General features: G+C 65.1%; 22 protein-coding genes, 1 tRNA gene and 2 rRNA genes. 12 read left to right on the top strand and 13 right to left on the bottom strand.

Features of this window, described 5'->3' with window-relative positions; translation table 11 throughout:
* The first annotated feature begins 4 nt into the window (after window positions 1–4).
* Window positions 5–916, top strand: coding sequence for a DUF4922 domain-containing protein (locus M3I56_RS29515; protein WP_254356956.1), 912 nt, complete (start codon window positions 5–7; stop codon window positions 914–916).
* Window positions 917–951: 35 nt separating this feature from the next.
* On the opposite strand, the gene M3I56_RS29510 is transcribed toward M3I56_RS29515, so the two are convergent.
* The 3 genes from M3I56_RS29510 to M3I56_RS29500 form a co-directional block, all read right to left on the bottom strand.
* Complete coding sequence (locus M3I56_RS29510) at window positions 952–1,392, bottom strand: thioesterase family protein (protein ID WP_254356955.1); 441 nt, start codon at window positions 1,390–1,392, stop codon at window positions 952–954.
* A 52-nt stretch (window positions 1,393–1,444) separates the two neighbouring features.
* Window positions 1,445–1,975 carry an NUDIX domain-containing protein gene (locus tag M3I56_RS29505; protein WP_254356954.1) on the bottom strand — a complete coding sequence of 177 codons (531 nt, stop codon included), beginning with the start codon at window positions 1,973–1,975 and terminating at the stop codon, window positions 1,445–1,447.
* Window positions 1,976–2,068: 93 nt separating this feature from the next.
* Complete coding sequence (locus M3I56_RS29500) at window positions 2,069–3,298, bottom strand: YbfB/YjiJ family MFS transporter (protein WP_254356953.1); 1,230 nt, start codon at window positions 3,296–3,298, stop codon at window positions 2,069–2,071.
* Between the two features lie 97 nt (window positions 3,299–3,395).
* Between M3I56_RS29500 and M3I56_RS29495 the strand changes: the two genes are divergently transcribed.
* Complete coding sequence (locus tag M3I56_RS29495) at window positions 3,396–4,337, top strand: LysR family transcriptional regulator (RefSeq protein ID WP_254356952.1); 942 nt, start codon at window positions 3,396–3,398, stop codon at window positions 4,335–4,337.
* A gap of 81 nt (window positions 4,338–4,418) precedes the next feature.
* On the opposite strand, the gene alaS is transcribed toward M3I56_RS29495, so the two are convergent.
* The gene (alaS, locus tag M3I56_RS29490) at window positions 4,419–7,043 is read right to left on the bottom strand and encodes an alanine--tRNA ligase (RefSeq protein ID WP_254356951.1); all 2,625 of its coding nucleotides are present in this window, start codon (window positions 7,041–7,043) and stop codon (window positions 4,419–4,421) included.
* Window positions 7,044–7,369: 326 nt separating this feature from the next.
* Here alaS and M3I56_RS29485 point away from each other — a divergent pair, with 326 nt between their 5' ends.
* A complete protein-coding gene (locus M3I56_RS29485; protein ID WP_254356950.1) occupies window positions 7,370–8,590 on the top strand; it encodes a CaiB/BaiF CoA-transferase family protein in 1,221 nt (406 codons plus the stop codon).
* A gap of 32 nt (window positions 8,591–8,622) precedes the next feature.
* On the opposite strand, the gene M3I56_RS29480 is transcribed toward M3I56_RS29485, so the two are convergent.
* The gene (locus M3I56_RS29480) at window positions 8,623–9,183 is read right to left on the bottom strand and encodes an alpha/beta hydrolase (RefSeq protein WP_254356986.1); all 561 of its coding nucleotides are present in this window, start codon (window positions 9,181–9,183) and stop codon (window positions 8,623–8,625) included.
* A gap of 153 nt (window positions 9,184–9,336) precedes the next feature.
* On the opposite strand from M3I56_RS29480, the gene M3I56_RS29475 reads away from it, so the two are divergent.
* A complete protein-coding gene (locus tag M3I56_RS29475; RefSeq protein WP_254356949.1) occupies window positions 9,337–11,055 on the top strand; it encodes a glutamine--tRNA ligase/YqeY domain fusion protein in 1,719 nt (572 codons plus the stop codon).
* Between the two features lie 91 nt (window positions 11,056–11,146).
* Here the strand turns inward: M3I56_RS29475 and M3I56_RS29470 are convergent, their stop codons facing one another.
* Entirely contained in the window at window positions 11,147–11,596 is a 450-nt protein-coding gene (locus M3I56_RS29470; RefSeq protein ID WP_254356948.1) for an NUDIX hydrolase, read from the bottom strand.
* A 7-nt stretch (window positions 11,597–11,603) separates the two neighbouring features.
* Window positions 11,604–12,002: an RT0821/Lpp0805 family surface protein gene (locus M3I56_RS29465; RefSeq protein WP_254356947.1), complete on the bottom strand. Its 399-nt coding sequence runs from the start codon at window positions 12,000–12,002 to the stop codon at window positions 11,604–11,606.
* A 189-nt stretch (window positions 12,003–12,191) separates the two neighbouring features.
* Between M3I56_RS29465 and M3I56_RS29460 the strand changes: the two genes are divergently transcribed.
* The gene (locus tag M3I56_RS29460; protein ID WP_254356946.1) at window positions 12,192–12,434 is read left to right on the top strand and encodes a hypothetical protein; all 243 of its coding nucleotides are present in this window, start codon (window positions 12,192–12,194) and stop codon (window positions 12,432–12,434) included.
* A gap of 32 nt (window positions 12,435–12,466) precedes the next feature.
* Here the strand turns inward: M3I56_RS29460 and M3I56_RS29455 are convergent, their stop codons facing one another.
* Window positions 12,467–13,885, bottom strand: coding sequence for a cytochrome-c peroxidase (locus M3I56_RS29455; RefSeq protein ID WP_375541812.1), 1,419 nt, complete (start codon window positions 13,883–13,885; stop codon window positions 12,467–12,469).
* 284 nt (window positions 13,886–14,169) lie between these two features.
* Between M3I56_RS29455 and M3I56_RS29450 the strand changes: the two genes are divergently transcribed.
* Entirely contained in the window at window positions 14,170–15,753 is a 1,584-nt protein-coding gene (locus M3I56_RS29450) for an acid phosphatase (RefSeq protein ID WP_254356945.1), read from the top strand.
* Window positions 15,754–15,965: 212 nt separating this feature from the next.
* Window positions 15,966–16,451 (top strand): PH domain-containing protein, encoded by a 486-nt coding sequence (locus tag M3I56_RS29445; RefSeq protein WP_254356944.1) that lies wholly within the window; start codon window positions 15,966–15,968, stop codon window positions 16,449–16,451.
* A gap of 84 nt (window positions 16,452–16,535) precedes the next feature.
* Here the strand turns inward: M3I56_RS29445 and M3I56_RS29440 are convergent.
* Window positions 16,536–16,612: transfer RNA gene (locus tag M3I56_RS29440), tRNA-Arg, on the bottom strand.
* A 116-nt stretch (window positions 16,613–16,728) separates the two neighbouring features.
* Complete coding sequence (locus tag M3I56_RS29435) at window positions 16,729–17,559, bottom strand: undecaprenyl-diphosphate phosphatase (RefSeq protein ID WP_028208013.1); 831 nt, start codon at window positions 17,557–17,559, stop codon at window positions 16,729–16,731.
* Between the two features lie 498 nt (window positions 17,560–18,057).
* On the opposite strand from M3I56_RS29435, the gene M3I56_RS29430 reads away from it, so the two are divergent.
* The 4 genes from M3I56_RS29430 (at window position 18,058) to M3I56_RS29415 (ending at window position 22,173) form a co-directional block, all read left to right on the top strand.
* A complete protein-coding gene (locus tag M3I56_RS29430; RefSeq protein ID WP_254356943.1) occupies window positions 18,058–18,972 on the top strand; it encodes an aldose epimerase in 915 nt (304 codons plus the stop codon).
* A 165-nt stretch (window positions 18,973–19,137) separates the two neighbouring features.
* Window positions 19,138–19,857 (top strand): peptidoglycan DD-metalloendopeptidase family protein, encoded by a 720-nt coding sequence (locus tag M3I56_RS29425; protein ID WP_254356942.1) that lies wholly within the window; start codon window positions 19,138–19,140, stop codon window positions 19,855–19,857.
* A gap of 658 nt (window positions 19,858–20,515) precedes the next feature.
* On the top strand, window positions 20,516–20,824 hold the full coding sequence (locus M3I56_RS29420) for a DUF2288 domain-containing protein (RefSeq protein WP_254356941.1): 309 nt from the start codon (window positions 20,516–20,518) through the stop codon (window positions 20,822–20,824).
* Window positions 20,821–22,173: an MATE family efflux transporter gene (locus tag M3I56_RS29415; RefSeq protein WP_254356940.1), complete on the top strand. Its 1,353-nt coding sequence runs from the start codon at window positions 20,821–20,823 to the stop codon at window positions 22,171–22,173. The genes M3I56_RS29420 and M3I56_RS29415 overlap by 4 nt, the downstream gene beginning before the upstream one ends.
* 25 nt (window positions 22,174–22,198) lie before the next feature.
* Here M3I56_RS29415 and M3I56_RS29410 read toward each other — a convergent pair whose 3' ends face one another.
* A complete protein-coding gene (locus M3I56_RS29410; RefSeq protein WP_254356939.1) occupies window positions 22,199–22,369 on the bottom strand; it encodes a hypothetical protein in 171 nt (56 codons plus the stop codon).
* Between the two features lie 133 nt (window positions 22,370–22,502).
* On the opposite strand from M3I56_RS29410, the gene M3I56_RS29405 reads away from it, so the two are divergent.
* Window positions 22,503–22,676: a hypothetical protein gene (locus M3I56_RS29405; protein WP_165822956.1), complete on the top strand. Its 174-nt coding sequence runs from the start codon at window positions 22,503–22,505 to the stop codon at window positions 22,674–22,676.
* Window positions 22,677–22,867: 191 nt separating this feature from the next.
* On the opposite strand, the gene rrf is transcribed toward M3I56_RS29405, so the two are convergent.
* Window positions 22,868–22,981, bottom strand: a 5S ribosomal RNA gene (gene rrf / locus M3I56_RS29400).
* A gap of 160 nt (window positions 22,982–23,141) precedes the next feature.
* Window positions 23,142–23,338 (bottom strand): 23S ribosomal RNA (locus M3I56_RS29395); the annotation flags it as partial.

The following is a 23,338-nucleotide window of genomic DNA, read 5'->3' as shown; positions in this document are numbered from 1 at the left end:
GCCGATGACGACGCTGTGCGCGGCGATCGGGCGGCAGACGGCGCACGCGCTCGCGTGCGGCGCGCTCCATCCCATCGAGACGGCGCATACCTTCATCGACGATGGCGGCATGCGTTTCTCCGTGCGCGTGGCCGGGAATCTCGCGCGCAAGGAGGCGGCGCGCCTCACGCCGCAGACTTCAATTTCATCCACTGGGGCGGCGCCGCGCGATCCGTTCCTGCCTTACGAGCCCGATCTCTTCGTCGGCGACCTCTCGCCCACCCACGTCGCGCTGCTCAACAAGTTCAATGTGATCGACCGGCATCTGCTGATCGTGACGCGCTGCTACGAACCGCAGGAAGCGCTACTCGACGCGGCGGACTTCAGCGCGCTGATCGCGGCGTTGCGCGAGATCGACGGACTCGGGTTCTACAACGGCGGCGCAGCCGCGGGCGCGAGCCAGCCACACAAGCATTGGCAGATGGTGCCGCTGCCGCTCGCAGGCGATGCGCCTCACGTGGCGCCGCTCGAAGCGCTGCTCGGCGGCGCGCAGGCGGTCCACGGCGCGCGTCCCATCGCGATCGTGCCGGGGCTCGCGTTTCGCCATGCGTTTGCGCGCCTCGATCTCGGCACCGACATCGGCACGGCGGAAGATGCCACGCATGTCGCACTCGACTGCTATCGCGCGCTGCTGGACGCGGCGGGCGTGCCCGCAATCGACGTGGGCGGCGTCGCGCATCAGGGCGCCCCGTACAACCTGCTCGTGACGCGCCGGTGGATGCTGGTGGTGCCCCGCGCGACAGAATGTGTCGAAGGGATTTCGGTGAACTCGCTCGGCTTTGCCGGCTCGTTCTTCGTGCGTAACGCGGCGCAGTTGCAGACGCTCGCGCAGATCGGCCCGATGACGGTGCTCGAACGCGTAAGCGTGCCGCGCTGAGGCGCGTCTGGCCGACCGCGTCTGGCCGACCGCGTCTAGCCGACGACGAGCGGCTCGAGCGCCGCGCGCAGTGCGTCGGGCAACGCGCTCACGGGCCGGCGCGTCGCCCGGTCGACGTAGACGTGCACGAAATGACCCTGCGCCCCGGGCGCGTCCTCGCCTTCGCGAAAGAGTCCGACCTCGTAGCGCACGCTCGACGACCCGAGGCGCGCAACGCGCAGCCCCGCCTCCACGCGCTCCGGAAACACGAGCGGCGCAAAGTAGTTGCACTGCGTTTCGACGACGAGCCCGATGGTCGTGCCGTGCTCGATGTCGAGCGCGCCCGCGCGAATCAGATACTCGTTCACCACGGTGTCGAAGTAGCTGTAGTAGACGACGTTGTTCACGTGGCCGTAGACATCGTTGTCCATCCAGCGCGTGCCGATCGGCAGGAAATGACGATACCCGGAGCGGGCGACGGTGACGGGGCGGTTCATCGAAGAGATCCAGGGAAGGCGTGGCGGGAAAACGTCGCTTGGCGCGCGGCGATCACTGGCCCGGACGCTCGACGAACTCGAACGGCAGGCCGCGCCGGCGCATCCATTCGCCGAGCGCCTGCCCGGTGCCCGCGCGCCACGGCCGCAGCTTCGCGGGCTCGACGAGGCGGTATTCGAGCAGTTCGGGCGAGAGCGCGATCGTGCCCGACGCCTTCACGTGATACGCGATGATGAGCTCGTTCTTGCGCATGAACTCGTACACGCCAACCAGTTCGACGCTCTCGGCGCGCAGCGCGGTTTCTTCATGCACTTCACGCGCGATGCCCTCTTCGGGCGTCTCGCCGTTTTCGAGAAAGCCGGTGACGAGCGCGAACATACCCTCTGGCCAGGCCGCGTTACGGGCCAGCAGAATGCGGCCTTCGTACTCGACGATCGCCGCCACGACGGGCAGCGGATTGTTCCAGTGGACATAGCCACAAGCGTGGTCCGGGCAGGCAAGACGCACACGGCCGCCTTCGTGGGCGGGATCGGCGCGCTCGATCAGGCGCGTGGCGCAGCGCGGGCAAAACTGGTAGTCGCTCATGGGGGAAAAGACACAGGTCGATGGCGCTGGGAACCGGCCGCGCGGCCCGGCGGACACGCTCGCGGCTTGCGCGAAAGCGTCCATTCTAGTGTGCTATCGGAGTCCGCGTGCGGCCTCGCGCGTATGCCAGGCCCGCCATACGAGCCCGATTGCGCCGGCCACGAGCGCAGCCGCCGCGAGCCACAGCGAAGGCGAAAACGAGCCCGTCGACGCCGCGAGCGGCGCGGCCACGAGCGGCCCGGCGATCTGCCCGACGCCATAGGCGGCCGTCGCATAGCCCATCAGCGCGGCGGCATGCTCGCCGCGCAGCAGACGCGCCTCGCGCATCGCGAAGAGCGTGATCGCCGTGAACGGCAGGCCGATCAACACACTGCCGAACGAGAAGCCCGCGGCGTTGGGCCAGATGATGCCGAGCGCGATGCCCACGGCCTGCAGCACGTAGGCGCCCGCCAGCATCAGGCGGTTGTCCCAATGCAGCGGGAGGCGCGCAGCCAGCAGCGCGCCGGCGATCAGCGCCGCGCCGAGCATCGGCCAGAACAGGTCGGGCCAGGCCGAGCCGGGCAGCGCATGGCGTGCGATCACGGGCAGGAACGTCGCCGTGATGATGTAGCCGAAGCCGGGCACGCCGTAGAGCAGCACGAGCCAGAAGGCGTCGGCGCGGCGGCCGTCGCGCTCCTTGTGCGCGACGCTAGCCGCAGCACGCGCGGCGGAACGCGGCGCGAGCGCGCGCATGTCTTCCCCAAACGTCGACCAGACGACGGCGGCGAGCAGCGCGCTGATCAGCCCGAAGCCGATCCAGCCCGCGCGCGCGCCGAGACCGCCGGCCGCGCTCACGAACAACCCGGTCGCAATGATGCCGACGCCAGGACCGGTGTAGATCACGCCGCCCCACTCGTTCGCGCCGAGCTGCGCGAGCCGCCGCAGGCCCCACTGCGAGGCGAATACGAACGTCCACGCGCTCACCGCGCCCGCCACGAAGCGCACCACGGCCCAGATCCAGAACTGCTGGGTGAGGCCCATCACGAGCGTGAGGAGCACCGTGACCACGAGGCCCGCGCGCACGATCTTCGCGGGTGCCATGCGCAGCGCGACGCAGCTGATCGCGCCAACGAAGTAACCCGCGTAGTTCAGCGAGGCGAGCCAGCCGCCGTGACGCAGGTCAAGCGCGCCGCCGTGCAGCATCAGCGGCAACAGCGGCGTAAAGGCGAAGCGCCCGACGCCCAGCGCGATGGCGAGCGTCACCATGCAGGCCAACGCCGCGCGCCGGCCGGCATGCGGGCGGGGTTCGGAAACGTGGACGGCGCGGGGGACGTAATCGTTCATGAGATCGGCGGATTAAGCGGCTACCTACCATCGTAGGCGATTCTATCGTTCACGAAAAATGAATTATCATGAATCGATGCATTCCGAGGAGAGAACTATGGACCTCGCCGAACTGGCGATTTTCCGGGCGGTCGTGCGGGAAAACGGCGTGACGCGGGCCGCGGCCAAGCTCAACCGCGTGCAGTCGAACGTGACCACGCGCATCAAGCAGCTCGAAGATCAACTCGGCACCCCGCTCTTCACGCGCGAGGGCCGCCGCCTCATTCTCACGCCCGCTGGCGAAACCCTGCTGCCCTATGCCGAGCGCCTGCTCGCGCTCGCGGACGAAGCGCGCCACGCGCTGAAGGCCGGGCGTCCGGCGGGACGCCTGCGCCTCGGCACGATGGAGAGCGCTGCAGCAAGCCGTCTGCCTGGCCCGCTCGCGCACTATCACCAGATGTGGCCCGAAGTCACGCTCGAACTGGAAACGGGCACGACCGGCACGATGATCGAGCGCCTGCGCGAATACGCAGTCGATGCGGCGCTGATCGCCACGCCGCTCGACGGACTGCCGGACCCTGAGATATTCGAGCACGTGCCGGTCTATCGCGAAGAACTCGTGATGCTCACGCCGCGCGGCCACCGGCCGATCCGCCAGCCCGGCGACATCGCGCTGTCCACGCTCGTCGCGTTCGAGCGCGGCTGCGCGTATCGCGCCTATGTCGAGCGCTGGTATCTGGAACACGGCATCCGGCCTTCGCGCGTGCTGGAACTGGGCTCGTATCACGCGATCGTCGCGTGTGTGGCGGCGGGTGCGGGCGTGGCCGTCGCGCCGCGCTCGGTGCTCGAACTGCAACGCGGCGCCGACGAGGTCACGATGCATTCGCTCGGCAAGCTCGGTCAGATCGACACGCTGCTCGCCTGGCGGCGCGGCCACTTTTCGCCCGCGCTCGGCGCGTTGAGGGATGCGCTGCTGGAGCATGCGCAACGCACGGGCAGCGCGGCGTTGCCAATCGCGACTGAGACTGCAGCCGCACCCTCAGGCCTTCACGTCATTTAAGCCGCGCGGGAAACAAAAAGGGCTGCCCTCGCGGACAGCCCTTCTTCGTCGCAAAGCGGCGTTCAAGCCGCGACGCGCGTATTACAGCTTCGCTTCGACCCAGCCCTTCACGCCGGCGAGCGCGGCCGGCAGGTTAGCCGGCTCGGTGCCGCCTGCCTGCGCCATGTCGGGACGGCCACCGCCCTTGCCGCCGACCTGCTGGGCGACAAAGTTCACGAGATCGCCGGCCTTGACCTTCTTGCTCGCCTCGGCGGTCACGCCCGCGATCAGGCTGACCTTGCCGCCATCGACAGCCGCCAGCACGATGGCCGCGCTCTTGAGCTTGTCCTTGAGCTTGTCCACGGTCTCGCGCAGCGTCTTCGAATCGGCGCCATCGAGCGTCGCGGCCAGCACGTGCACGCCGTTCACTTCGATGGCCTGCCCGACGAGCTCGTCGCCCTGGCTCGAAGCGAGCTTCGACTTGAGCGCGCCCAGTTCCTTCTCGAGCGACTTCACCTGGTCCTGCACCTGCGCGATACGCTGCGTCAGTTCCGAAGGTTGCGCCTTGAGCGCCGCCGCTGCCGCATTCACGCGCGCGTCGAGCTCCTGCACGAAGCGCACGGCGTTGTCGCCCGTGATCGCTTCCACGCGGCGGATGCCTGCGGCCACGCCGCCTTCCATCACGATCTTGAAGAAGCCGATATCGCCGCTGCGCGTGACGTGCGTGCCACCACACAGCTCGCGCGAGAAGCCGAGATCGAGCACGCGCACTTCGTCGCCGTACTTCTCGCCGAACAGCGCCATCGCGCCGCCCTTCACCGCGTCGTCGTACGACATCACGCGCACAATGCCGGGCGCGTTCGCGAGCACTTCCGCGTTGACGATCTGCTCGACGCGGCGGATCTCGTCGTCCGTCATCGGTGCGTTGTGCGCGAAGTCGAAGCGGGTTTTATCCGCGTCGACGAGCGAGCCCTTCTGCTGCACGTGCGAACCGAGCACTTCGCGCAGCGCCTTGTGCATCAGGTGCGTGGCCGAGTGATTGCGCGCGGTGCGGGCGCGGCGAATGGCGTCGATTTCCGCCTTCACGACGTCGCCAACCTTAAGCGTGCCCTGCTCGAGCGTGCCGTGGTGGCCGCTCACATCGGCCTGAACCTTGAGCGTGTCGGCCACGGCGAAACGGATGCTCGCGTTCGAGATCACGCCCTGGTCGCCCACCTGGCCGCCCGATTCCGCGTAAAACGGCGTGTGGTCGAGCACGACCACGGCGTCCTGGCCCGCCTTCACTTCGGTGACCGACGCGCCGTCCACGTAGAGCGCGACGACCTTCGCGTCATCGAACGCGATTTCCTCGTAGCCGTGGAACGCCGTCTTCGCGCCCGAGTATTCGAGGCCCTGCGTCATCTTGAACTTGCCTGCCGCGCGCGCCTGCTCGCGCTGACGCGCCATGGCTTCGTCGAACGCCGGCTCGTCGACCGTGACGTTGCGTTCGCGGCAAACGTCGGCCGTGAGGTCGAGCGGGAAGCCGTACGTGTCGTGCAGCTTGAACGCGAGTTCGCCCGAGAGCGTCTTGCCGCCCTTGGCTTCGAGGTCGGCGAGTTCGGCTTCGAGAATCGACATGCCGTGCTCGATGGTCTCGAAGAAGCGCTCTTCTTCCTGGCGCAGAACGTCCGTCACGCGCTGCTGCGCTTCGGCGAGTTCCGGGTAGGCGGCGCCCATTTCCGCGACGAGATCCGCCACCAGCTTGTGGAAGAACGCGCTCTTCTGGCCGAGCTTGTAGCCGTGGCGGATCGCTCGGCGCACGATACGGCGCAGCACGTAGCCGCGGCCTTCGTTGCCGGGAATCACGCCGTCGACGATCAGGAACGAGCACGCGCGGATATGGTCGGCAATGACCTTCAGCGAGTTGTTCGTGAGGTCGGGCGTGTTCGTTTCACGCGAAGCCGCCTTGATGAGGTTCTGGAACAGGTCGATCTCGTAGTTGCTGTGCACATGCTGGAGCACCGCGGCGAGACGTTCGAGGCCCATGCCCGTGTCGACGCACTGCTTGGGCAGCGGCGTCATGTTGCCCTGGGCGTCGCGGTTGAACTGCATGAACACGAGATTCCAGATCTCGATAAAGCGGTCGCCGTCTTCCTCAGGCGACCCCGGGGGCCCGCCCCAGATTTCCGGGCCGTGGTCGTAGAACACTTCCGAGCACGGACCGCAGGGGCCGGTGTCGGCCATCTGCCAGAAGTTGTCCGAGGCGTAGCGCGCACCCTTGTTGTCGCCGATGCGGATGATGCGCTCCACCGGCACGCCGATTTCCTTCGCCCATATGTCGAAGGCTTCGTCGTCTTCCTTGTAGACGGTGACCGTGAGCTTGTCTGCCGGCAGCGCGTAGACCTTGGTCAGCAGTTCCCAGCAGTAGTGGATCGCGTCGCGCTTGAAGTAGTCGCCGAACGAGAAGTTGCCGAGCATCTCGAAGAACGTGTGGTGACGCGCCGTGTAGCCGACGTTTTCGAGGTCGTTGTGCTTGCCGCCTGCGCGCACGCTGCGCTGCGCGGTCGTGGCGCGCGAGTACGGCCGCTTTTCGGTGCCGAGGAACACGTCCTTGAACTGCACCATGCCCGAGTTGGTGAAGAGCAGTGTCGGGTCGTTGCCCGGCACGAGGCTCGACGAGCGCACGATCGTGTGGCCCTTCGATTCGAAGAACTTGAGAAATTTCTCGCGGATGTCGGCGGCTTTCATGGCGTGCGTTGGGTCCTTCCTGGGGCGTACGGTGCTGAGTCTTTGTCGTGGTCGCGCTCGGGGCCCACGTTGCTCACGAAAACCCCGGTGCTGAATCGAACGATTATACGGGATCGCCGCGCGCTCGCGGCGGCGCGTCCGGCGTGGTTTGCATGGGTGCGACAGGGCGCGCAGCAACATAACGAGACGAGCAATTTTGTTCCGCACTGCGGAACTTTGTACCGAATATTGACGCATCCCGCGCCTTTTCGCTTACTATGGGCGGAATCGGCCGGCGCGCCACGCGCGCTCGCGGCCCGCTTTAGAACGACATTGGAAGACACAGCATGGGCGCTCTCAGCCATATCCGCGTACTCGATCTCACCCGCGTCCTCGCCGGACCGTGGTGTGCACAGACTCTCGCCGACTTCGGCGCCGACGTGATCAAGGTGGAGCGCCCCGGCGCCGGCGACGACACCCGCCACTGGGGCCCTCCGTACCTGAAGACGCCCGATGGCGCGGACACAGCCGAGGCCGCCTACTACCTCGCCGCGAACCGCAACAAGCGCTCGGTGACCGTGGATATCGCCACGCCGGAGGGGCAGCGCATCGTGCGCGAGCTGGCCGCGCAAAGCGATGTCGTGCTGGAGAACTACAAGGCCGGCCAGTTGAGGAAATACGGCCTCGACTACGCGTCGCTGCGCGAGGTGAAGCCCGACCTCATCTACTGTTCGGTCACCGGCTTCGGCCAGACCGGGCCCTACGCCTCGCGCGCGGGCTACGACTTCATCGTGCAGGGCATGGGCGGCTTCATGAGCATTACCGGCGAGCGCGACGCGCTGCCGGGCGGCGGCCCGCAAAAGGCGGGCGTCGCGATCGCCGACCTCATGACCGGCATGTATTCGACCATTGCCGTGCTGACGGCGCTCGCGCACCGCGACCGCACGGGCGTGGGCCAATACGTCGACATGGCGCTGCTCGACGTGCAGGTGGCGATGCTCGCGAACATGAATTCGAACTACCTGGCGAGCGGCAATGCGCCCGCACGCTGGGGCAACGCGCATCCCAACATCGTGCCCTATCAGGCGTTCCAGACGAGCGATAGCTGGATCATCCTCGCCGTCGGCAACGACGGGCAGTTCCGCAAGTTCGTCGAGGTGGCGGGCCAGCCCGGGCTTGCCGACGACGAGCGCTTCGCGACCAATCCGGCGCGCGTGCGCCATCGCGATACGCTCGTGCCGATCGTCGCCGATCTGATCCGCACGCGCACGAAAGCCGACTGGATCGGCGCGCTCGAAGCGGCGGGCGTGCCGTGCGGGCCGATCAACAACCTCGCGGAAGTGTTCGAGAACGAGCAGGTGATCGCGCGCGGGCTCCAGGTGGACGTGCCGCACCCTTCGGGCGGCACGGCGCGGCTCGTGGGCAATCCCATCCGCATGAGCGAAACGCCGCCGCGCGTGGCGAGCCATCCGCCCACGCTCGGCGAGCATACCGAAGCGGTACTGCGCGAAGTGCTTGGCTACGGTGACGAGCAAGTGGCGGCGTTGCGCGGCAAGGGCGTGGTGTAACCGCAAGGTCCCGGGGCGGCCCTTAGGGGCCCTTAGCCGCCCTCTTTCCCCATCGACATCAGCCATTCCAGCCCTTGCGGCCAGTCGTCGAGCCCGCTGTCCGCATTGATGTGCCCGCGCGCGCCGATCTCGATCCAGCGGCTGCCCCACGCCTGCGCGCAGCGCTGCGAAAACCCCACGCCGCCATACGGATCGTCGCTGCTGGCGACCACGACGCTCGCAAACGCCAGCGCCGTGAGCGGAACCGGATCGAAGCCCCGCGCGTCGCGCGGAAATTCGGGACCGTGCGGATCGGGTAGCGCCACCAGCAGCGCGCCGGCCACCTTCGCGCGCGTCGCCGCGCTCGCGTGATGCGCGGCCCAGTGCGCCACGGTCAGGCAGCCGAGGCTGTGAGCGGCCAAGCGCACGCCAGCCGGCGCGCGTTGTACGGCAGCCTCCAGCGCGGCGCACCACGCCTCGCAGTCCGGGTGCATCCAGTCGGGCATCTGCACCCGCGCAAAGCCCGCGTGCGCGGCTTCCCAGCGCGTCTGCCAGTGCCCCGGCCCCGAATCCATATAGCCCGGAAGCACCAGCACAGCCGTTTCGCTCGACATCACGTTTTCCTCTCGCTTGTTGTGGTCCGCACGACGATCCGGCACCGGGACTGGCATGGCGGGTCGCGTCAGGTAGAATGGAAGACACCATCGGGTGCCCAGTTACGCGCTGTTATCCTTTTGACGGGCGCCCTCGAACGACTCCCTTTTCGCATGAATACCGAACGTAAAGACGCCGACCGCACGGACGCGCCTGCGGCATCCAATTTCATCCGCAACATCATCGACGACGACAACCGCTCGGGCAAGTGGGCGCAGCGCGTCGAAACGCGCTTCCCGCCGGAGCCGAATGGCTACCTTCACATCGGCCACGCGAAGAGCATCTGCCTGAACTTCGGCGTCGCGAAAAGCTACGGCGGCGTGTGCCACCTGCGCTTCGACGACACGAACCCGGAGAAGGAAGATGTCGAATACGTCAACTCGATCATCGACGCCGTCGAATGGCTCGGCTTCGAGTGGAAGAAAGAAGATCAGGAATACCTCTTCTACGCAAGCGACTACTACGACAAGCTTTACGAGTTCGCCGAACTGCTGATCCAGCGCGGCAAGGCGTATGTCGATAGCCAGTCGCCGGAAGAGATGCGCGCCAACCGCGGCTCGGCCACCGAAGCCGGCAAGAACTCGCCGTTCCGCGATCGCTCCGTCGACGAAAACCTCGACCTCTTCCGCCGCATGAAGGCGGGCGAATTCGAGGAAGGCGCGCATGTGCTGCGCGCGAAGATCGACATGGCGTCGCCGAACTTCAACATGCGCGATCCGGTGATCTACCGCATCCGCTTCGCGCATCACTACCGCACCGGCGACAAGTGGTGCGTGTACCCGATGTACGACTACACGCACTGCATCTCGGACGCGCTGGAAAACATCACGCATTCGCTGTGCACGCTCGAGTTCGAGGACCATCGCCCGCTGTATGACTGGGTGCTAAGCGAACTGGCCGACGCCGGCGTCTTCACGCGCCCGCTGCCGCAGCAAATCGAGTTTTCGCGCCTGAACCTGACCTACGCGATCACGAGCAAGCGCAAGCTGCTGCAACTGGTGACCGAAGGCCACGTGGAAGGCTGGGACGACCCGCGCATGCCGACCATCGTCGGCGTGCGCCGCCGCGGCTTCACGCCCGAAGCGATCCAGCTGTTCTGCGAACGCATCGGCGTGACGAAGGTCGATTCGTGGATCGACATGAGCGTGTTCGAAGGCGCGCTGCGTGACGACCTCGACGACAAGGCGCCGCGCACGGCCGCCGTGCTCGACCCGCTCAAGCTCATCATCGACAACTATCCCGAAGGCCAGAGCGAGGACTGCACGGCCCCCGTGCATCCGCATCATCCGGAGCGCGGCCTGCGCACGTTCCCGATCTCGCGCGAGCTGTGGATCGAGCGCGAGGACTTCAACGAGACGCCGCCGAAGGGCTATTTCCGCCTGTTCCCGGGCAACAAGGTGCGTCTGCGCTATGGCTTCGTGATCGAATGCACGGGCGCGGACAAGGACGAGAACGGCAACGTGATCGCCGTGCACTGCAACTACTTCCCGGACAGCAAGTCGGGCACGGAAGGCGCGAACAACTACAAGGTCAAGGGCAACATTCACTGGGTCAGCGCAGCGCATGCGTGCCCGGCGGAAGTGCGCCTCTACGATCGCCTGTTCCGCGAAGAGCAGCCCGACGCGGGCGGCCGCGACTTCCTCGAAGCGCTCAATCCGGATTCGAAGCGCGTGGTGCAAGCGTATCTGGAACCGGGCGCACGCGACGCCGCGCCGGAAGACCGCTATCAATTCGAGCGTCATGGCTACTTCGTCGCCGACCGCTACGATTCGAAGCCGGGTGCGCCGGTATTCAACCGCATCGTCGGTTTGCGCGACAGCTGGGGCAAATAAGCCTCGCGCCGCGCCTGCAGGCAAACAAAAAGCCCGCACAGATTCGTGCGGGCTTTTTTCATTTCGGCGGCGGCCGGCTAGCAGGACCGGCTTACAGTCTGCGATGCAGCTCCGCGAGCGAGAGCGACGTGCGAAAGAGCCGCGCGAGACTGCGGCTCGCGTAGCGATCCACTTCGCCAGGTACGGTCCAGCGCCAGGCGTCCATTTCCGGAATCATCACGCCGTCCTCGCGTCGCGGAAACAGCGACACGCAAATGCAACGCGAGAGGTCGAGCTCATCGGCGCTCGCGCGCGCGGCAAAGAGATGCAGATCCTTGTCGCGCCGGTACATGAAGCGCCCGAGATCGACGAGGCGCGGCGCCGCGACTTCGATACCGGTCTCCTCGACCATCTCGCGGCGCGCGCTCTGCGATTCGCTCTCGCCGGGCTCGCCCTGCCCCTTCGGAATGTCCCAGTGATTCGTGCCGGTTGCGTGCGCGAGCAGCACGCGGCCTTCAGGATCGAGCAGCACGATGCCGCACGAAACGACCTTGCCGTTCACCGCGCGCTCAGTGCTGCTTCTGGAAGACCCACGCGCCTTGGCCCGCGCGGCAGAAGTGCGGACGCAGCGTCATCGACTGGCCCTTCGCGCTGATGACGACCTCCGTATCGCGGCACGTCTTGTCGCCTTCCTTTTGCGTATTCGACGGCGTGATGGTCGAGGTGATGCGCGTGCCGTTGCGCGAGCCTTCGTTCGACCATGACGTGCTCTCGCCATCGGCCTTGTGCTCGACGGCGTCGCGCACGGCGTTCTGGAGCGAGTTGTAGTCTGCCTGGTTCATGAACGACATGGGCGTGTTGTTCAGAAAGCCCAGGTTGGCGGCATGCGCGCTGCCCATGCCAACGGCGACAAGGAGGGCCGCGCCCAGGGCGCTCAGCGTGGGAAGGGTTCGGGGCATGCTGGACATTGTGTGTTCTCCTCGGCGGACTGAACGAATCGGCGAAAAGCATAACACGCGCCCTTTTTTCGGCTCGCCCAGTGAGGCCGAACACGCGCGGGCAGCCGGTTCCTTTTCGGAGTGATCCGATGGTGTGACAGAAGGCCGATCACTACGATGGCTCCGTCTCCCACTTACAGCCCATCGGGAATGCCTGACATGACCTACGCCATCGCATTGAGGGTCTTTTCGGTCCTGCTGACCCTCATCTGCATTGGCTTGATGTCGTTCGTCGCGCACTTCACGCTCGCGCCACAACCGCAGGCGCGCGGCACGAACTTCGCAGTCGGTCCCGAGCGCGCGCCGCGCTGGCCGGACGCCACGGTGCGCATCGGCACGGTCGGCTTGCTCGCGTCCTTCCTCGTGCTCACCGGCGCCTGCCTGCTGATCGCGGGCGTCTGACACCGCGCGCCCGGTTCACGCTCAGTTCACGCTCAGTGCGCACCCGGCTGCCAGCCGTCGGTGAGCGTATCGAGAAACGCAATCACGTCCTTGATTTCGGCGTTGCTGAACACCGGCTCGTCGCCCGGCTTGCGATCGAACGGCGGATCCGTGTTGAGATTGGCCCAGTAGCGCTGCGGCAAGTCGTCGAACTTCTGCACCCTGCCCTTCGCCACCGGATAGAACTCCTCCGGATTCGTGTCGCGCCGCGCGTAGAAACGCAGCACGCCTTCCAGCGAGTGATAGATGCCGTTGTGAAAGAACGACTTCTTGAGCGCGACGTTGCGCAGCGTCGGCGTGCGGAAGAGCCCGCAAAATTCCGAGCGGTGATCGAGGTCCTTGCGCTCCGGGCCACATGCGCCGAGATCGAAAAACTTACGGTCGTGATTCACGGCAAGCGCGCGGTTGCGCGGCACGCCCACGGCAATCAGACCGAAGTCGCTGAACTGGGGAGGCGAGCCGTCTTTTGCGCGCTGGCTGATATGGCAGCTCGCGCAATTGCCCTTCTTCTCGTCGTTGAAAAGCTGCAGCCCGCGCAGTTCGGCGGCGCTGAGCGCGGCCTTGCCGGCCAGGTACGCGTCGTACTTGCTCGTGTACGGATAGAACACTTCGGGCGACTGCTCGAATGTCTCCAGTGACTTCAGCACTGCCTTGAAAGTCGCGTCGTCGTCAGCGAGGACGAGCGCGCCGAAGGCCTCGCGAAACGCCCCTGCGTAGGGCGCCGCGCGCACGGCTTCGGCGACTTTCCTCGGCGAACTCGCCATCTCGAACGTCGAGAGCAACGGAATGCGCGCCTGGTCCGAGCCCCGATCAACGCGGCCGTCCCACGTGAGGCCGCCGGTCGGACCGGCATCGACGCTTTCATCGCCTTCGTCATCGGAGTCGTGATAGTGCTCGGCGAACGCCGGCACTGCCTGCAGATACTTGAGCGTCGGCACGGCGCGCATGCCCTGGCGTCGCATGTCCGTGCCGCCGATCTGCACGTCGAGCGCGTTCGTCGGCGTGAACGCGTGGTCCGGGCTGTGGCACGACGCGCACGCCATCTTGCCCGAGCCCGAGAGCGACGGGTCGAAGAACATCTGCTTGCCGAGCGCCGTCATGCGGCGCACCTGCGCATAGACCTCGGCACGCGTCTGCCCGCCTTGCGCAGGCGCGGCGATCTTCATGAGCTTCACGCCCTGTACGGCGCGTGCGTTCGCATTGGCGTCGTGCGCGCGCGAGGCGCTGCCGGATGCACCTGTCGTCGCATCGGCATCAGCGGAAGCGGACGTGCTGCCGTCGCATGCCGCCAGCAGCAACGACAGCCCCGCCGCCATCACGAAGTGCCCTGCGTGGCGGCGCACGCCGCCGTGCGATCGAGCCCGCGTCTCACCTTCCGTTCGCGCCGAACGACGCGCCAATCTACGCAACATGCCTGGTCCCCGAAGCTTGAGCGCGGCGCGCGCGTGGCGTCGCGCCGCTGCAGTGCGATTGCCGATGCGCTCAGTCGCGCATCGAAGTCGCGAAAGCGTATGTCAGGGATATGATGCTCCAATGACATGCCGTAAGACAGATGTCATGCAATCAAAGGTCACGAAAAAGCTAAATGTAATTTTTTACATATCGCTGTCAAAATCCGTTGCGACACTGCGCCTCGCCCGAAGACCGGTGTCATTCGCGCCGGCTTCCATGCGGGCCCCCAACGCGAGAGAGAAAAATGATCAACAGAAAATGGTTCTATGCCACGCCGATCGCGGTAGCGGCGTCGGTACTGGCCGTCGCGGCTTGCGGCGGCAGCGACAGCAGCAAGGCCGGCCTTTCGTCGGTGAAGAACATCGTCGTGATCTACGCGGAAAACCGCAGCTTCGACAACCTGTACAGCAGCTTCCCGGGCGCCAACGGCCTGCAGAACGTGAGCGCGCAAAGCGCGCAGCAGCTCGATCGCGACGGCTCCGTGCTGGCCACGCTGCCGACCGTCTGGAACGGTCTCACGCAAACGGGCGTCACGCCCGTCGTGACCGCGGCGATGACCGAGAACATGCCGAATGCGCCGTTCGCCATCGACGACGCGAAGGGCTACAACGTGCCGCTCTCGGTCACGACGCGCGACCTGTATCACCGCTTCTACGAGAACCAGATGCAGATTCACGGCGGCAAGAACGACATGTTCGCGGCCTACGGCGACTCCGGCGGTCTCGTGATGGGGCATTACACGACGAGCGCCGAAAAGCTGCCGCTCTGGAAGATCGCCCAGCAATACACGCTCGCTGACAACTTCTTCATGGGCGCGTTCGGCGGCTCGTTCCTGAATCACCAGTGGCTGATCTGCGCGTGTACGCCGTACTACGCGAACGCGGACACGAACCCGGCCAAGCCGACGATCTCGACCGTGGACGCCGACGGCGTCTCGCTTACGCTCGCATCGAACTCGCCGAAGTCGGCGCTCGATGGGGTTCCGAAGTTCGTGAAGTCGGGCAATCTGACGCCGGACTTCTACGCGATCAACACGATGCAGCCGCCGTATCAGCCAAGCGGCAACGCAGCGGCTTCGGGCGGCGACGCGAGCCTGGCCGACCCGTCGAACGCCTCCACGATGCCCGCGCAAACGGCCCAGAACATCGGCGATCTGCTTTCGAACGCGGGCGTGACGTGGGCGTGGTACGGCGGCGCGTGGGGCGCGGCCGTAAGCGCCGCGCAGAACAGCACCTCGGGCGTGATCTACGGCGCGAACATGACGGCGCCGAACTTCCAGCCGCACCACCAGCCGTTCAACTACTTCGCGAACTACGCGCCGGGCACCGACGCGCGCGCGAAGCACCTGCTCGACGGCGGCATGGACGGCACGGAGTTCATCAAGGCGATCGACGCCGGGGCGCTGCCGACCGTGGCATTCTATAAGCCGCAGGGCAACCTGAACGAGCACGCGGGCTACACGGACGTGACGAGCGGCGACCAGCACATCGCGGACGTCATCGCGCATCTGCAGAAGAGCCCGCAGTGGAACAACATGGTCGTGGTGGTGACCTACGACGAAAACGGCGGTTTCTGGGATCACGTTGCGCCGCCCAAGGGCGACCGCTGGGGTCCGGGCTCGCGCATTCCGACGCTCATCATCTCGCCGTACGCGAAGAAGGCTTACGTCGACCACACGCAGTACGACACGACCTCGATCCTGCGCCTCATCACGCGCCGCTTCTCGCTGCCCACGCTGCCGGGACTTGCCAGCCGCGACGCCGCGCTCAAGAGCAACGGCGGCCAGCCGATGGGCGATCTGACCAACGCGCTCGACGTGAAGCTCTAAGCGCGACAAACGGACCATCGATTGCCGGATGAGCAACATCCGGTTTGACGGGCAGCCCTCGGGCTGCCCTTTTTATTGCGCCTCGGATTCATCGCCCCTTGCACCGTTCACGCGCCAGCCGGGCTGAGCCGCGACGTTCGACCACGGATCCTACGCCGCAGGATGCACTACCTTACAGATTAATTACTGCACAAATCTTGACGGAGGTCATTGTGAAATACGTCGAATCGACTCTCCTGCCAGGCGAAAGGATCGTCTGCGAGGGACACCCCTGCTTCTGGGCGATGGGGCCGCGTATCACACTGAGCCTTCTGCTCATGGTTTGGGGCGTGCTTATCGGCACCATCGGGACGTCGCCGTTCGCAGCGGTGGGTTTTTTTGCCGCAGGGCTAGGACTGTTCGGCGCGTCGCTACTTGCCTGGTGGACGACGGAATATGCCGTGACCAACAAGCGCGTGGTGGCCAGATTCGGCGCGGTACGCCGTCACACAGTTGAATTGACGCTCGCGAAGATCGAGAGCGTGCGGATCGAGCAAAGCCTGATCGGGCGGATCTTCGACTATGGTTCGCTCGTCGTGGGCGGCGGGGGTCTGATCGCTACGCCGATTCCCGGCATTTCGAACCCGCACGAGTTTCACCGCATGGTTTTTCTCGCGCAGGCGGCCGAGGAGCCGGTGCCGTTGCGGCTCGTGGCGTGAGGGTTTTGAATCGGCCTGCGATTCGTGGCGTGTGAAAACGCAAAAAGCCCGGCCGTGAAGGCCGGGCTTTTTGTTTAATTGATCTGGCGCGACAGGAGGGGCTCGAACCCCCGACCCTCGGCTTAGAAGGCCGATGCTCTATCCAGCTGAGCTACTGTCGCGTGAACGTGCGCAAGGCCGCAGGCGGGCCTCGCGAAGACGGGGCTGGATTATACCGCGATCGTCTTACGCGGTCGTGCCTCGCTCGTGACGCGTGCCAAGGGCCTTGGCGCCAGAATCAAACCGGCTGCTGATGCAACGCGAACCAGCCAAGGAAAATCGCGCCGGCGATCAGGCAATACGCACCGAACGATGCGAGGCGCCCGCGTCCCTCGAAATAGCGCATGAGGAACTTCACGCTCAGCCAGGCCGCAATACCCGTGAGCACGCCGCCAACGACCGCCGTCATCAGCTGATCTCGCGCGTGAAAGAGCTTGGGCAGTTCGAGCACACCAGCCGCGAAGATGATCGGCGTGCCGAGCAGGAACGAGAACTCCGCTGCCTTTTCTGCCGTGAGGCCCGCTGCATTGCCGGCAATCATCGTGAGGCCGCTGCGCGAAAAGCCGGGAATGAGCGCGCCGATCTGCGCGAGGCCGACGAGAAATGCCTGGCGGAACGTAAGTTTCTCGGGCGGACGATGCGCACGCGCACGCTGGAGGCGATCGCCGAACCACAGCAGCACGCCATTGACCATCAACGCCGCCGCGACGATACGCAGATCGTGAAAGATGGCTTCGATGCGCTTTTCGAGCACGAGGCCAACGATACCCGTCGGAATCGTACCGATGATGAGCGCCCACATCATGTGCCCGTCGTCGTTCTTGCGGCCGCCCAGCGAGGCAAAGAAGCCGCTGATCAACGCGACCCAGCGCTCGCGGAAATACCAGAGCAGAGCGACGGCGGTTCCCAGGTGCAATGCGACGAGGAACGGCAGCAATTGCGGCGCGTGCTTGTCGATGTGCATGCCGAACAGTGCCGGCACGAGCAGCGTATGGCCGAGGCTGCTCACGGGAAACAATTCGGTGACGCCTTGCAACACGCTCAGGAAGAATAGAAACCAGAGACTCACGCGCGGATCCTCGTAATGGTGGTGTAAGGGGCCGGACCGTTGCGGAGCCCGGTGCGGCAAAGCGCACCGATTATGCCTGGGCCGTATTGCAGCGCCAAGCTGGAAGATGGATTTGTCAGAAAAGTTACTGCGTCGCAACAAAATTGGCTGCGAATGCAGGGATCCTGGCGCGAACGCGCGTGTCGCGCTCGCGGGAATCAAACGAGGGGGACGGACCGCGGCGCGATCAGCGCGCCATCTTGTAGAAGAAATAGGCGCTGCTACCGACAAAGAGGCTGAACAGAGCCATGCTCATTGCCATTGCGAGGTCCATGGGGAGGTCTCCTGCGAAAATGCTCTGTGCGCTACCGCACGGTCATGCGGATTATGCTGACTCGCGTCCGTCAACGACACCCACGCTTTCCCGACGAGGGTTTTCACGCATGAGAAAGCGGCGCAAAATCCGCCTCTGCCCGGCGCATATGCGCCACCCTTCTTCCACCCACTCCAGGCCCGCCCATGAACGCACATCCAGAACAGGACATCCTCACCCTCACCCGCGGTGCCTCGACGCTGCGCTTCGCGCCGTGGGCCGGCGGCCGTTTGCTTTCGTGGCACGTCGGCGGCCAGCCGGTCATCGTGTGGCCGGAAAATGCGAACTGGGCCGAGCCGGCCCGCGTGCGCGGCGGCAATCCGCTGCTCTTCCCCTTCCTTGGCCGCCATCGTGTCGACGGCCAGATCGGGCGCTGGCGCGACGCCCAAGGCGTGGTCCGCGATCTGCCGATGCACGGCTTCGCGCGCGACCTGCCGTTCGCGGCGCAAGTCGACGACGATGGGCACGGCCTGCAGATGACGCTCGTCGACTCGGACGCCACCCGCGCAGGCTACCCGTACGCGTTTCGCTTCGAGGCGGCCTACCGGCTGGCCGACGCGCATACGCTCGACGTGACGCTCGCCGCAACCAATACCGGCCCGGATCCGCTTCCCTGGTACGCGGGCCATCACTTCTACTTCGCCCTGCCACATGCCCAGCGCGCTCAGACGACGCTCGACCTGCCGGCTAGCCAGCGCCGTCATCAACTCGCGGACGGTTCGATCAGTGCGCCCGAGCCCGGCAAAGCGCAATACAGGCTCGACGACGTAAGCATCATCGACCGCTTCCATGTGCTCGAGCCAACGCCGCCCGCCTCGCCGGTGCGCCTCGTAGCGCCGGGACTCGGCCGCGCGGTGACGATCGACCTGAACCGGCCCGGCTCGCTTGCCTGGTACGCGGTCACGACGTGGACGGAAGCCGCGGACTCCGACTTCTACTGCGTCGAACCCTGGCTTGGTCTGCCCGACGCGATCCACAACGGGCTCGGCCTGCGCTGGCTCGCACCGGGTCAAACGGAGACGGCGACGCTGCGTATCGGCGTCGAGACGCTCGGCGGCTGATCGCGCGCACCGGCGCCGTGCTGGGCCGGCGCCGGTATGGATGCTGCCGCTTTCGTCAGTCATTCCTCAGGCAAAACCCCAGTTGCGTTGGCAAAACCGCTAAAATCAGGCGTTTTGCCGGCGCGGCGGACCGTGGTCCGTCGAGGCAAGGTCATGCGAGGTTCAATGTTGGCACCAGGAATCAGACGGATTGCATGTGCGGCGCTCGTTGCGCTGCTCGCGGCGTGCGGATCGGCTCCGGTCGGCCCCGGCTTTTATCGCGTGGAGCGCGGCGACACCGTGTACAAGATCGCGCGCAGCAATCGCCAGTCCGTGCAGAACATCGTGCGCTGGAACAATCTGCCGAACCCCGACGCCATCGAAGTCGGCCAGGTCCTGCGCGTAGAACCGCCCGCTGGCACAGCGAGCGCCCGCACCGGTGGCGCGCCGCGTGGCGCAGCGACTGCCCCGCGCGAGAGCGCCGACACAGCCGATACGCCGTCCGCGCCGTCATCGGCGCCGGCGGCAACGGCCGCGCCGTCGATTTCACTCGTCTGGCCGACCAGCGGCCAGGTCATCCGCAACTTTGACGGCCGTAACTCGAAGGGCATCGACATCGCCAATGCGGCCGGCACGCCCGTCGTCGCCGCGGCGCCCGGCACCGTGGTCTATGCCGGCAATGGTCTGCGTGGCTACGGTAACTTGCTGATCATCAAGCACAGCGGCGATTACCTCACGGCCTATGCGCACAATCAGGCGTTGTTCGTGAAGGAAGGTCAGAGCGTCGCGCAAGGGCAGAAGATCGCGGAAATGGGGAGCAGCGACAACGATCGCGTGATGCTGCATTTCGAACTGCGATACCAGGGGCGCTCGATCGATCCGACTCGAGAACTTCCCGCACGTTGAGACAGGCCGCTACGGCCAGCCAAATCAATGGACGAAAAAAAGCCCGGCATGGTGCCGGGCTAACGGGGGTTTGGCGCATATCGGCAAAGGACCGGTTTACCATGCGCCGAGTCGCAATCTATCAACGCGCTTCCTGCTGCGCAATCACTTAATTAGCGCGAAAATGTGCTACGGCGCACGGATTATGTGTCGCATCACTTTTCAGCAACGAATGAGGACGCCGAATCAACTGCTGCCGTGCATAAGATCGCACGCTTCAATGACACAAAACGACAAGTCGTCAAACGGCGCAAAGGCTTGCTGGACGGGCTATTCCAACTGAAGCAGATTGCTTCATCGAGCGGTTTTGCGAGTCTCGATCGTCGGTTTAAAGCACGGCGCTTTTCGCATTTTCAAGGCAGCCGGCTTTAGTGTGCAAGCGCACGCAACAGCGCATTTATTTGGTGTGGCGTACAAATTTGAAACGCCAATTCGCAGCGCGCTTAGGTCAGATGTTTGACTGATTTAATGTGGCTTATTGTCTGTATTTTGGCCCCGCAAGCCTGGATATCGATTTATTAATGTGATTAATGCCGCGGATCCAGCATTCGCCTTCCGGCAGCCGATCGGCAGGCAGACTATCGTTTATAGTATCGGCCGCAACGAATTTCCAATCATCATGACTATCGAAAACGCCAACCCCAGTTCGACGTACGCCAGGCTGCTCGGCGAAACCGCCAAGATCGACTGGCAGGATCTCGAACGCTTCTTCGCGCAAGGCAAGTTGCTGAGCGTGGTGCGCGACCTCGACCTCGTCAGCGTAGCGGAGGCCATCGCCAACGACGACAGTGCGGTCGTCATGCAATGGCTGTCTTCGGGTCTCGTCGCACGTATGCCGGCAGAAACCGCTGCCGATTACGCGGCGCGCAAGCCGGAGTTGTGGGCAGTCGTCGTCTCGCCCTGGGTGTGCGTGCAGGAACGCGCTTGAGCGGCGCCGAGGCCCTGCCCGACCTGCGAGGCTGGCATCGACGCGTGCTGACGCTCGCGTTTCCCATCGTCCTCGCGAATCTCACGCAGCCTATCCTCGGCGCCGTCGACACGGCTGTAGCAGGCCACCTCGGCAGCGCAGCCGATCTTGGCGGCGTCGCACTAGGCGGCCTGTTCTTCAACCTCGTGTTTTGGGGTTTCGGCTTCCTGCGCATGGGGACGACGGGGCTCGTCGCACAGGCCTACGGCGCGCGCGACCTCCCCGCATTACGCGCGAATGTCGTGCGCGCCCTGCTGCTGGCATTCGCGATTGGCGCCGCGATCCTGCTGATTCAATCGCCCTTGACCCGGTACACGCTCGCGGCCATTGGCGGCAGCGCAGACGTGCAACGCAATGCCGGGGTCTATTGCCTTGCGCGGATCGGCTCTGCGCCTTTCGCTTTGGCGAACTACGTCGTGCTCGGATATCTGCTCGGCACTCAGCGCGTGCGCATTGCGCTGCTTTCGCAGATCTTCATCAATCTGACGAACGTCGTTGCCGTGATCGCCTACGTCTACGGGCTGCGGTGGGGCATCGCCGGGATCGGCGCCGCGACGGCTACGGCCGATACGCTCGGTTTTGTCTTCGGCGCCTGCGTGCTGTGGAGGCTTCGTCCTCGCGGGCTCGCGCCGCTTGCGTTGCAAACTATGCTCGAGCCGGCAGCGCTCAAACGCCTCGTTGCGATCAATCGCGATATCTTTCTACGCACGCTTTGCCTGTTGGGCTCGTTTGGGTGGTTCGCGCATCTGGGCGCGAAGCAAGGCGACGCAATCCTTGCCGCGAACGCGCTGCTCCTCAACTTTCAGACCTTCATGGCCTACGGTCTCGACGGGTTCGCCCACGCAGCCGAGGCGCTGGTAGGCGCAGCGATCGGCGCGGGTAATCGCAATGCGTTCCGCCAGGCCGTGAAGGTCAACCTGTTTTGGGCAGCGCTGGGGGCCTTCGGTTTTTCTCTGGTTTACTGGGCCTGCGGCCCATGGATCATCGGGCAGCTAACCAACCAGCCGGCAGTGCGTGCCGCCGCCCAGGCATTTCTCCCATGGGCCGCGCTTTCGCCGCTCATCTCCGTTTGGGGCTTTTTGCTGGACGGCGTATTCATCGGCGCAACGCGCACGCGCGAACTCATGCAAGCCATGGCGGTCTCGCTGGCTGTGTTTCTGTGCGCGTCATGGGCGCTGGTCGGGCCGCTCGGCAATCATGGGCTGTGGATCGCCCTGCTCGTCTTCATGGCCGCGCGCGGCCTGACGCTCTCGCCCTTGCTGCCGCGCATCAGCGGCGCGATCGTGCCGGTCCCTGTGCAGTTGCACTGACGGCGCTCGCGCCAGGCGACGGCGCTTACTGGGCAGGCGGCGGGTTGTCCATCATCATCGGCGGCCGGTCGTCGGTCGGCACACCGTGGTAGTCGGGCGGATCCTGCGGCGGCGTGCCGTGGCGGTGGGTCGTTCCGTTGTCGGCGCACGCCGAAAGCAAAGCGGCGATTACAAGGGCCAGATAAACACGGTACATCGCGTCAAATCCTTTTTGAATGGTAATCCTAGCAGCGCCCCCCGCCAGTTAGCGAAGCGGCTGAACTCGCTATTTTTTCCGTTGCGACACTGTTCTAAGATACGGACATGGCTGCAATCGACAGGAGGCTGCCATGGATGCCGAAACTATTGCGGGTCTGATCGGTCTTGCTGTGGGTCTGCTGGTTCTGCTTGGGCTATCGATTTTCGAATCGCGCGCCTACCGGAAAGAACACGACGGCGAAGGCATGATGCATCACTGGCTGGCCGAGCATCACGTGCTCGACCGGGTTCGCCGCAGGCACTGAACCCAGCGCCGGCATCGCGCCGGCGAGCCCCTTGCCTGACTCTCACCGCGGCCAGTCGAGCTGGCCGTGAGGTGGATTTGCTGCGTCGTTCTGTGAACGAGCAGCTAGCCTTTTATTTCCCACGCGCCCAAACGCCAGAACCCCGGTGCTCTTTGGGAGACACCGGGGTTCTGGACGTTACAGCATAAGGAGCCTGACGATTACCTACTTTCACACGGGCAATCCGCACTATCATCGGCGTGGAGCTGTTTCACGGTCCTGTTCGGGATGGGAAGGGGTGGGACCAGCTCGCTATGGTCATCAGGCTTGACGGGTTGCTGCGTCGCAGGGTGCTGCGCCACAGCCAATCGGGAAGAAGCGTAAAGAGGTGTTGCTCAATTGGGGTTGTGTTGTTTCCGGCACAACACGCGATCTCTCAACCTGTGCGTCCTGCTCACCCACGCGGGGCGGAGGCACACCTGTTATAGGATCAAGCCTTACGGGCAATTAGTATCAGTTAGCTTAACGCATTACTGCGCTTCCACACCTGACCTATCAACGTCCTGGTCTCGAACGACCCTTCAAGGGGCTCGAAGCCCCGGGGATATCTCATCTCAAGGCGAGTTTCCCGCTTAGATGCTTTCAGCGGTTATCTCTTCCGAACATAGCTACCCGGCGATGCC

This window comes from Paraburkholderia sp. CNPSo 3281, assembly GCF_024206515.1.
Classification (GTDB): domain Bacteria; phylum Pseudomonadota; class Gammaproteobacteria; order Burkholderiales; family Burkholderiaceae; genus Paraburkholderia; species Paraburkholderia nodosa.
The sequence above is the reverse complement of the archived record's forward strand: the minus strand, read 5'-3'. Positions and strand labels throughout refer to the sequence as shown.

Bases quoted from the DNA above. Each gene is read 5' to 3' on its own strand.
- M3I56_RS29515 (WP_254356956.1), top strand. From the start codon at position 5: ATGACGACGCTGTGCGCGGCGATCGGGCGGCAGACGGCGCACGCGCTC.
- M3I56_RS29510 (WP_254356955.1), bottom strand. From the start codon at position 1,392: ATGAACCGCCCCGTCACCGTCGCCCGCTCCGGGTATCGTCATTTCCTG.
- M3I56_RS29505 (WP_254356954.1), bottom strand. From the start codon at position 1,975: ATGAGCGACTACCAGTTTTGCCCGCGCTGCGCCACGCGCCTGATCGAG.
- M3I56_RS29500 (WP_254356953.1), bottom strand. From the start codon at position 3,298: ATGAACGATTACGTCCCCCGCGCCGTCCACGTTTCCGAACCCCGCCCG.
- M3I56_RS29495 (WP_254356952.1), top strand. From the start codon at position 3,396: ATGGACCTCGCCGAACTGGCGATTTTCCGGGCGGTCGTGCGGGAAAAC.
- alaS (WP_254356951.1), bottom strand. From the start codon at position 7,043: ATGAAAGCCGCCGACATCCGCGAGAAATTTCTCAAGTTCTTCGAATCG.
- M3I56_RS29485 (WP_254356950.1), top strand. From the start codon at position 7,370: ATGGGCGCTCTCAGCCATATCCGCGTACTCGATCTCACCCGCGTCCTC.
- M3I56_RS29480 (WP_254356986.1), bottom strand. From the start codon at position 9,183: ATGTCGAGCGAAACGGCTGTGCTGGTGCTTCCGGGCTATATGGATTCG.
- M3I56_RS29475 (WP_254356949.1), top strand. From the start codon at position 9,337: ATGAATACCGAACGTAAAGACGCCGACCGCACGGACGCGCCTGCGGCA.
- M3I56_RS29465 (WP_254356947.1), bottom strand. From the start codon at position 12,002: ATGTCCAGCATGCCCCGAACCCTTCCCACGCTGAGCGCCCTGGGCGCG.
- M3I56_RS29460 (WP_254356946.1), top strand. From the start codon at position 12,192: ATGACCTACGCCATCGCATTGAGGGTCTTTTCGGTCCTGCTGACCCTC.
- M3I56_RS29455 (WP_375541812.1), bottom strand. From the start codon at position 13,885: ATGTTGCGTAGATTGGCGCGTCGTTCGGCGCGAACGGAAGGTGAGACG.
- M3I56_RS29450 (WP_254356945.1), top strand. From the start codon at position 14,170: ATGATCAACAGAAAATGGTTCTATGCCACGCCGATCGCGGTAGCGGCG.
- M3I56_RS29430 (WP_254356943.1), top strand. From the start codon at position 18,058: ATGAACGCACATCCAGAACAGGACATCCTCACCCTCACCCGCGGTGCC.
- M3I56_RS29425 (WP_254356942.1), top strand. From the start codon at position 19,138: ATGTTGGCACCAGGAATCAGACGGATTGCATGTGCGGCGCTCGTTGCG.
- M3I56_RS29420 (WP_254356941.1), top strand. From the start codon at position 20,516: ATGACTATCGAAAACGCCAACCCCAGTTCGACGTACGCCAGGCTGCTC.
- M3I56_RS29410 (WP_254356939.1), bottom strand. From the start codon at position 22,369: ATGTACCGTGTTTATCTGGCCCTTGTAATCGCCGCTTTGCTTTCGGCG.
- M3I56_RS29405 (WP_165822956.1), top strand. From the start codon at position 22,503: ATGGATGCCGAAACTATTGCGGGTCTGATCGGTCTTGCTGTGGGTCTG.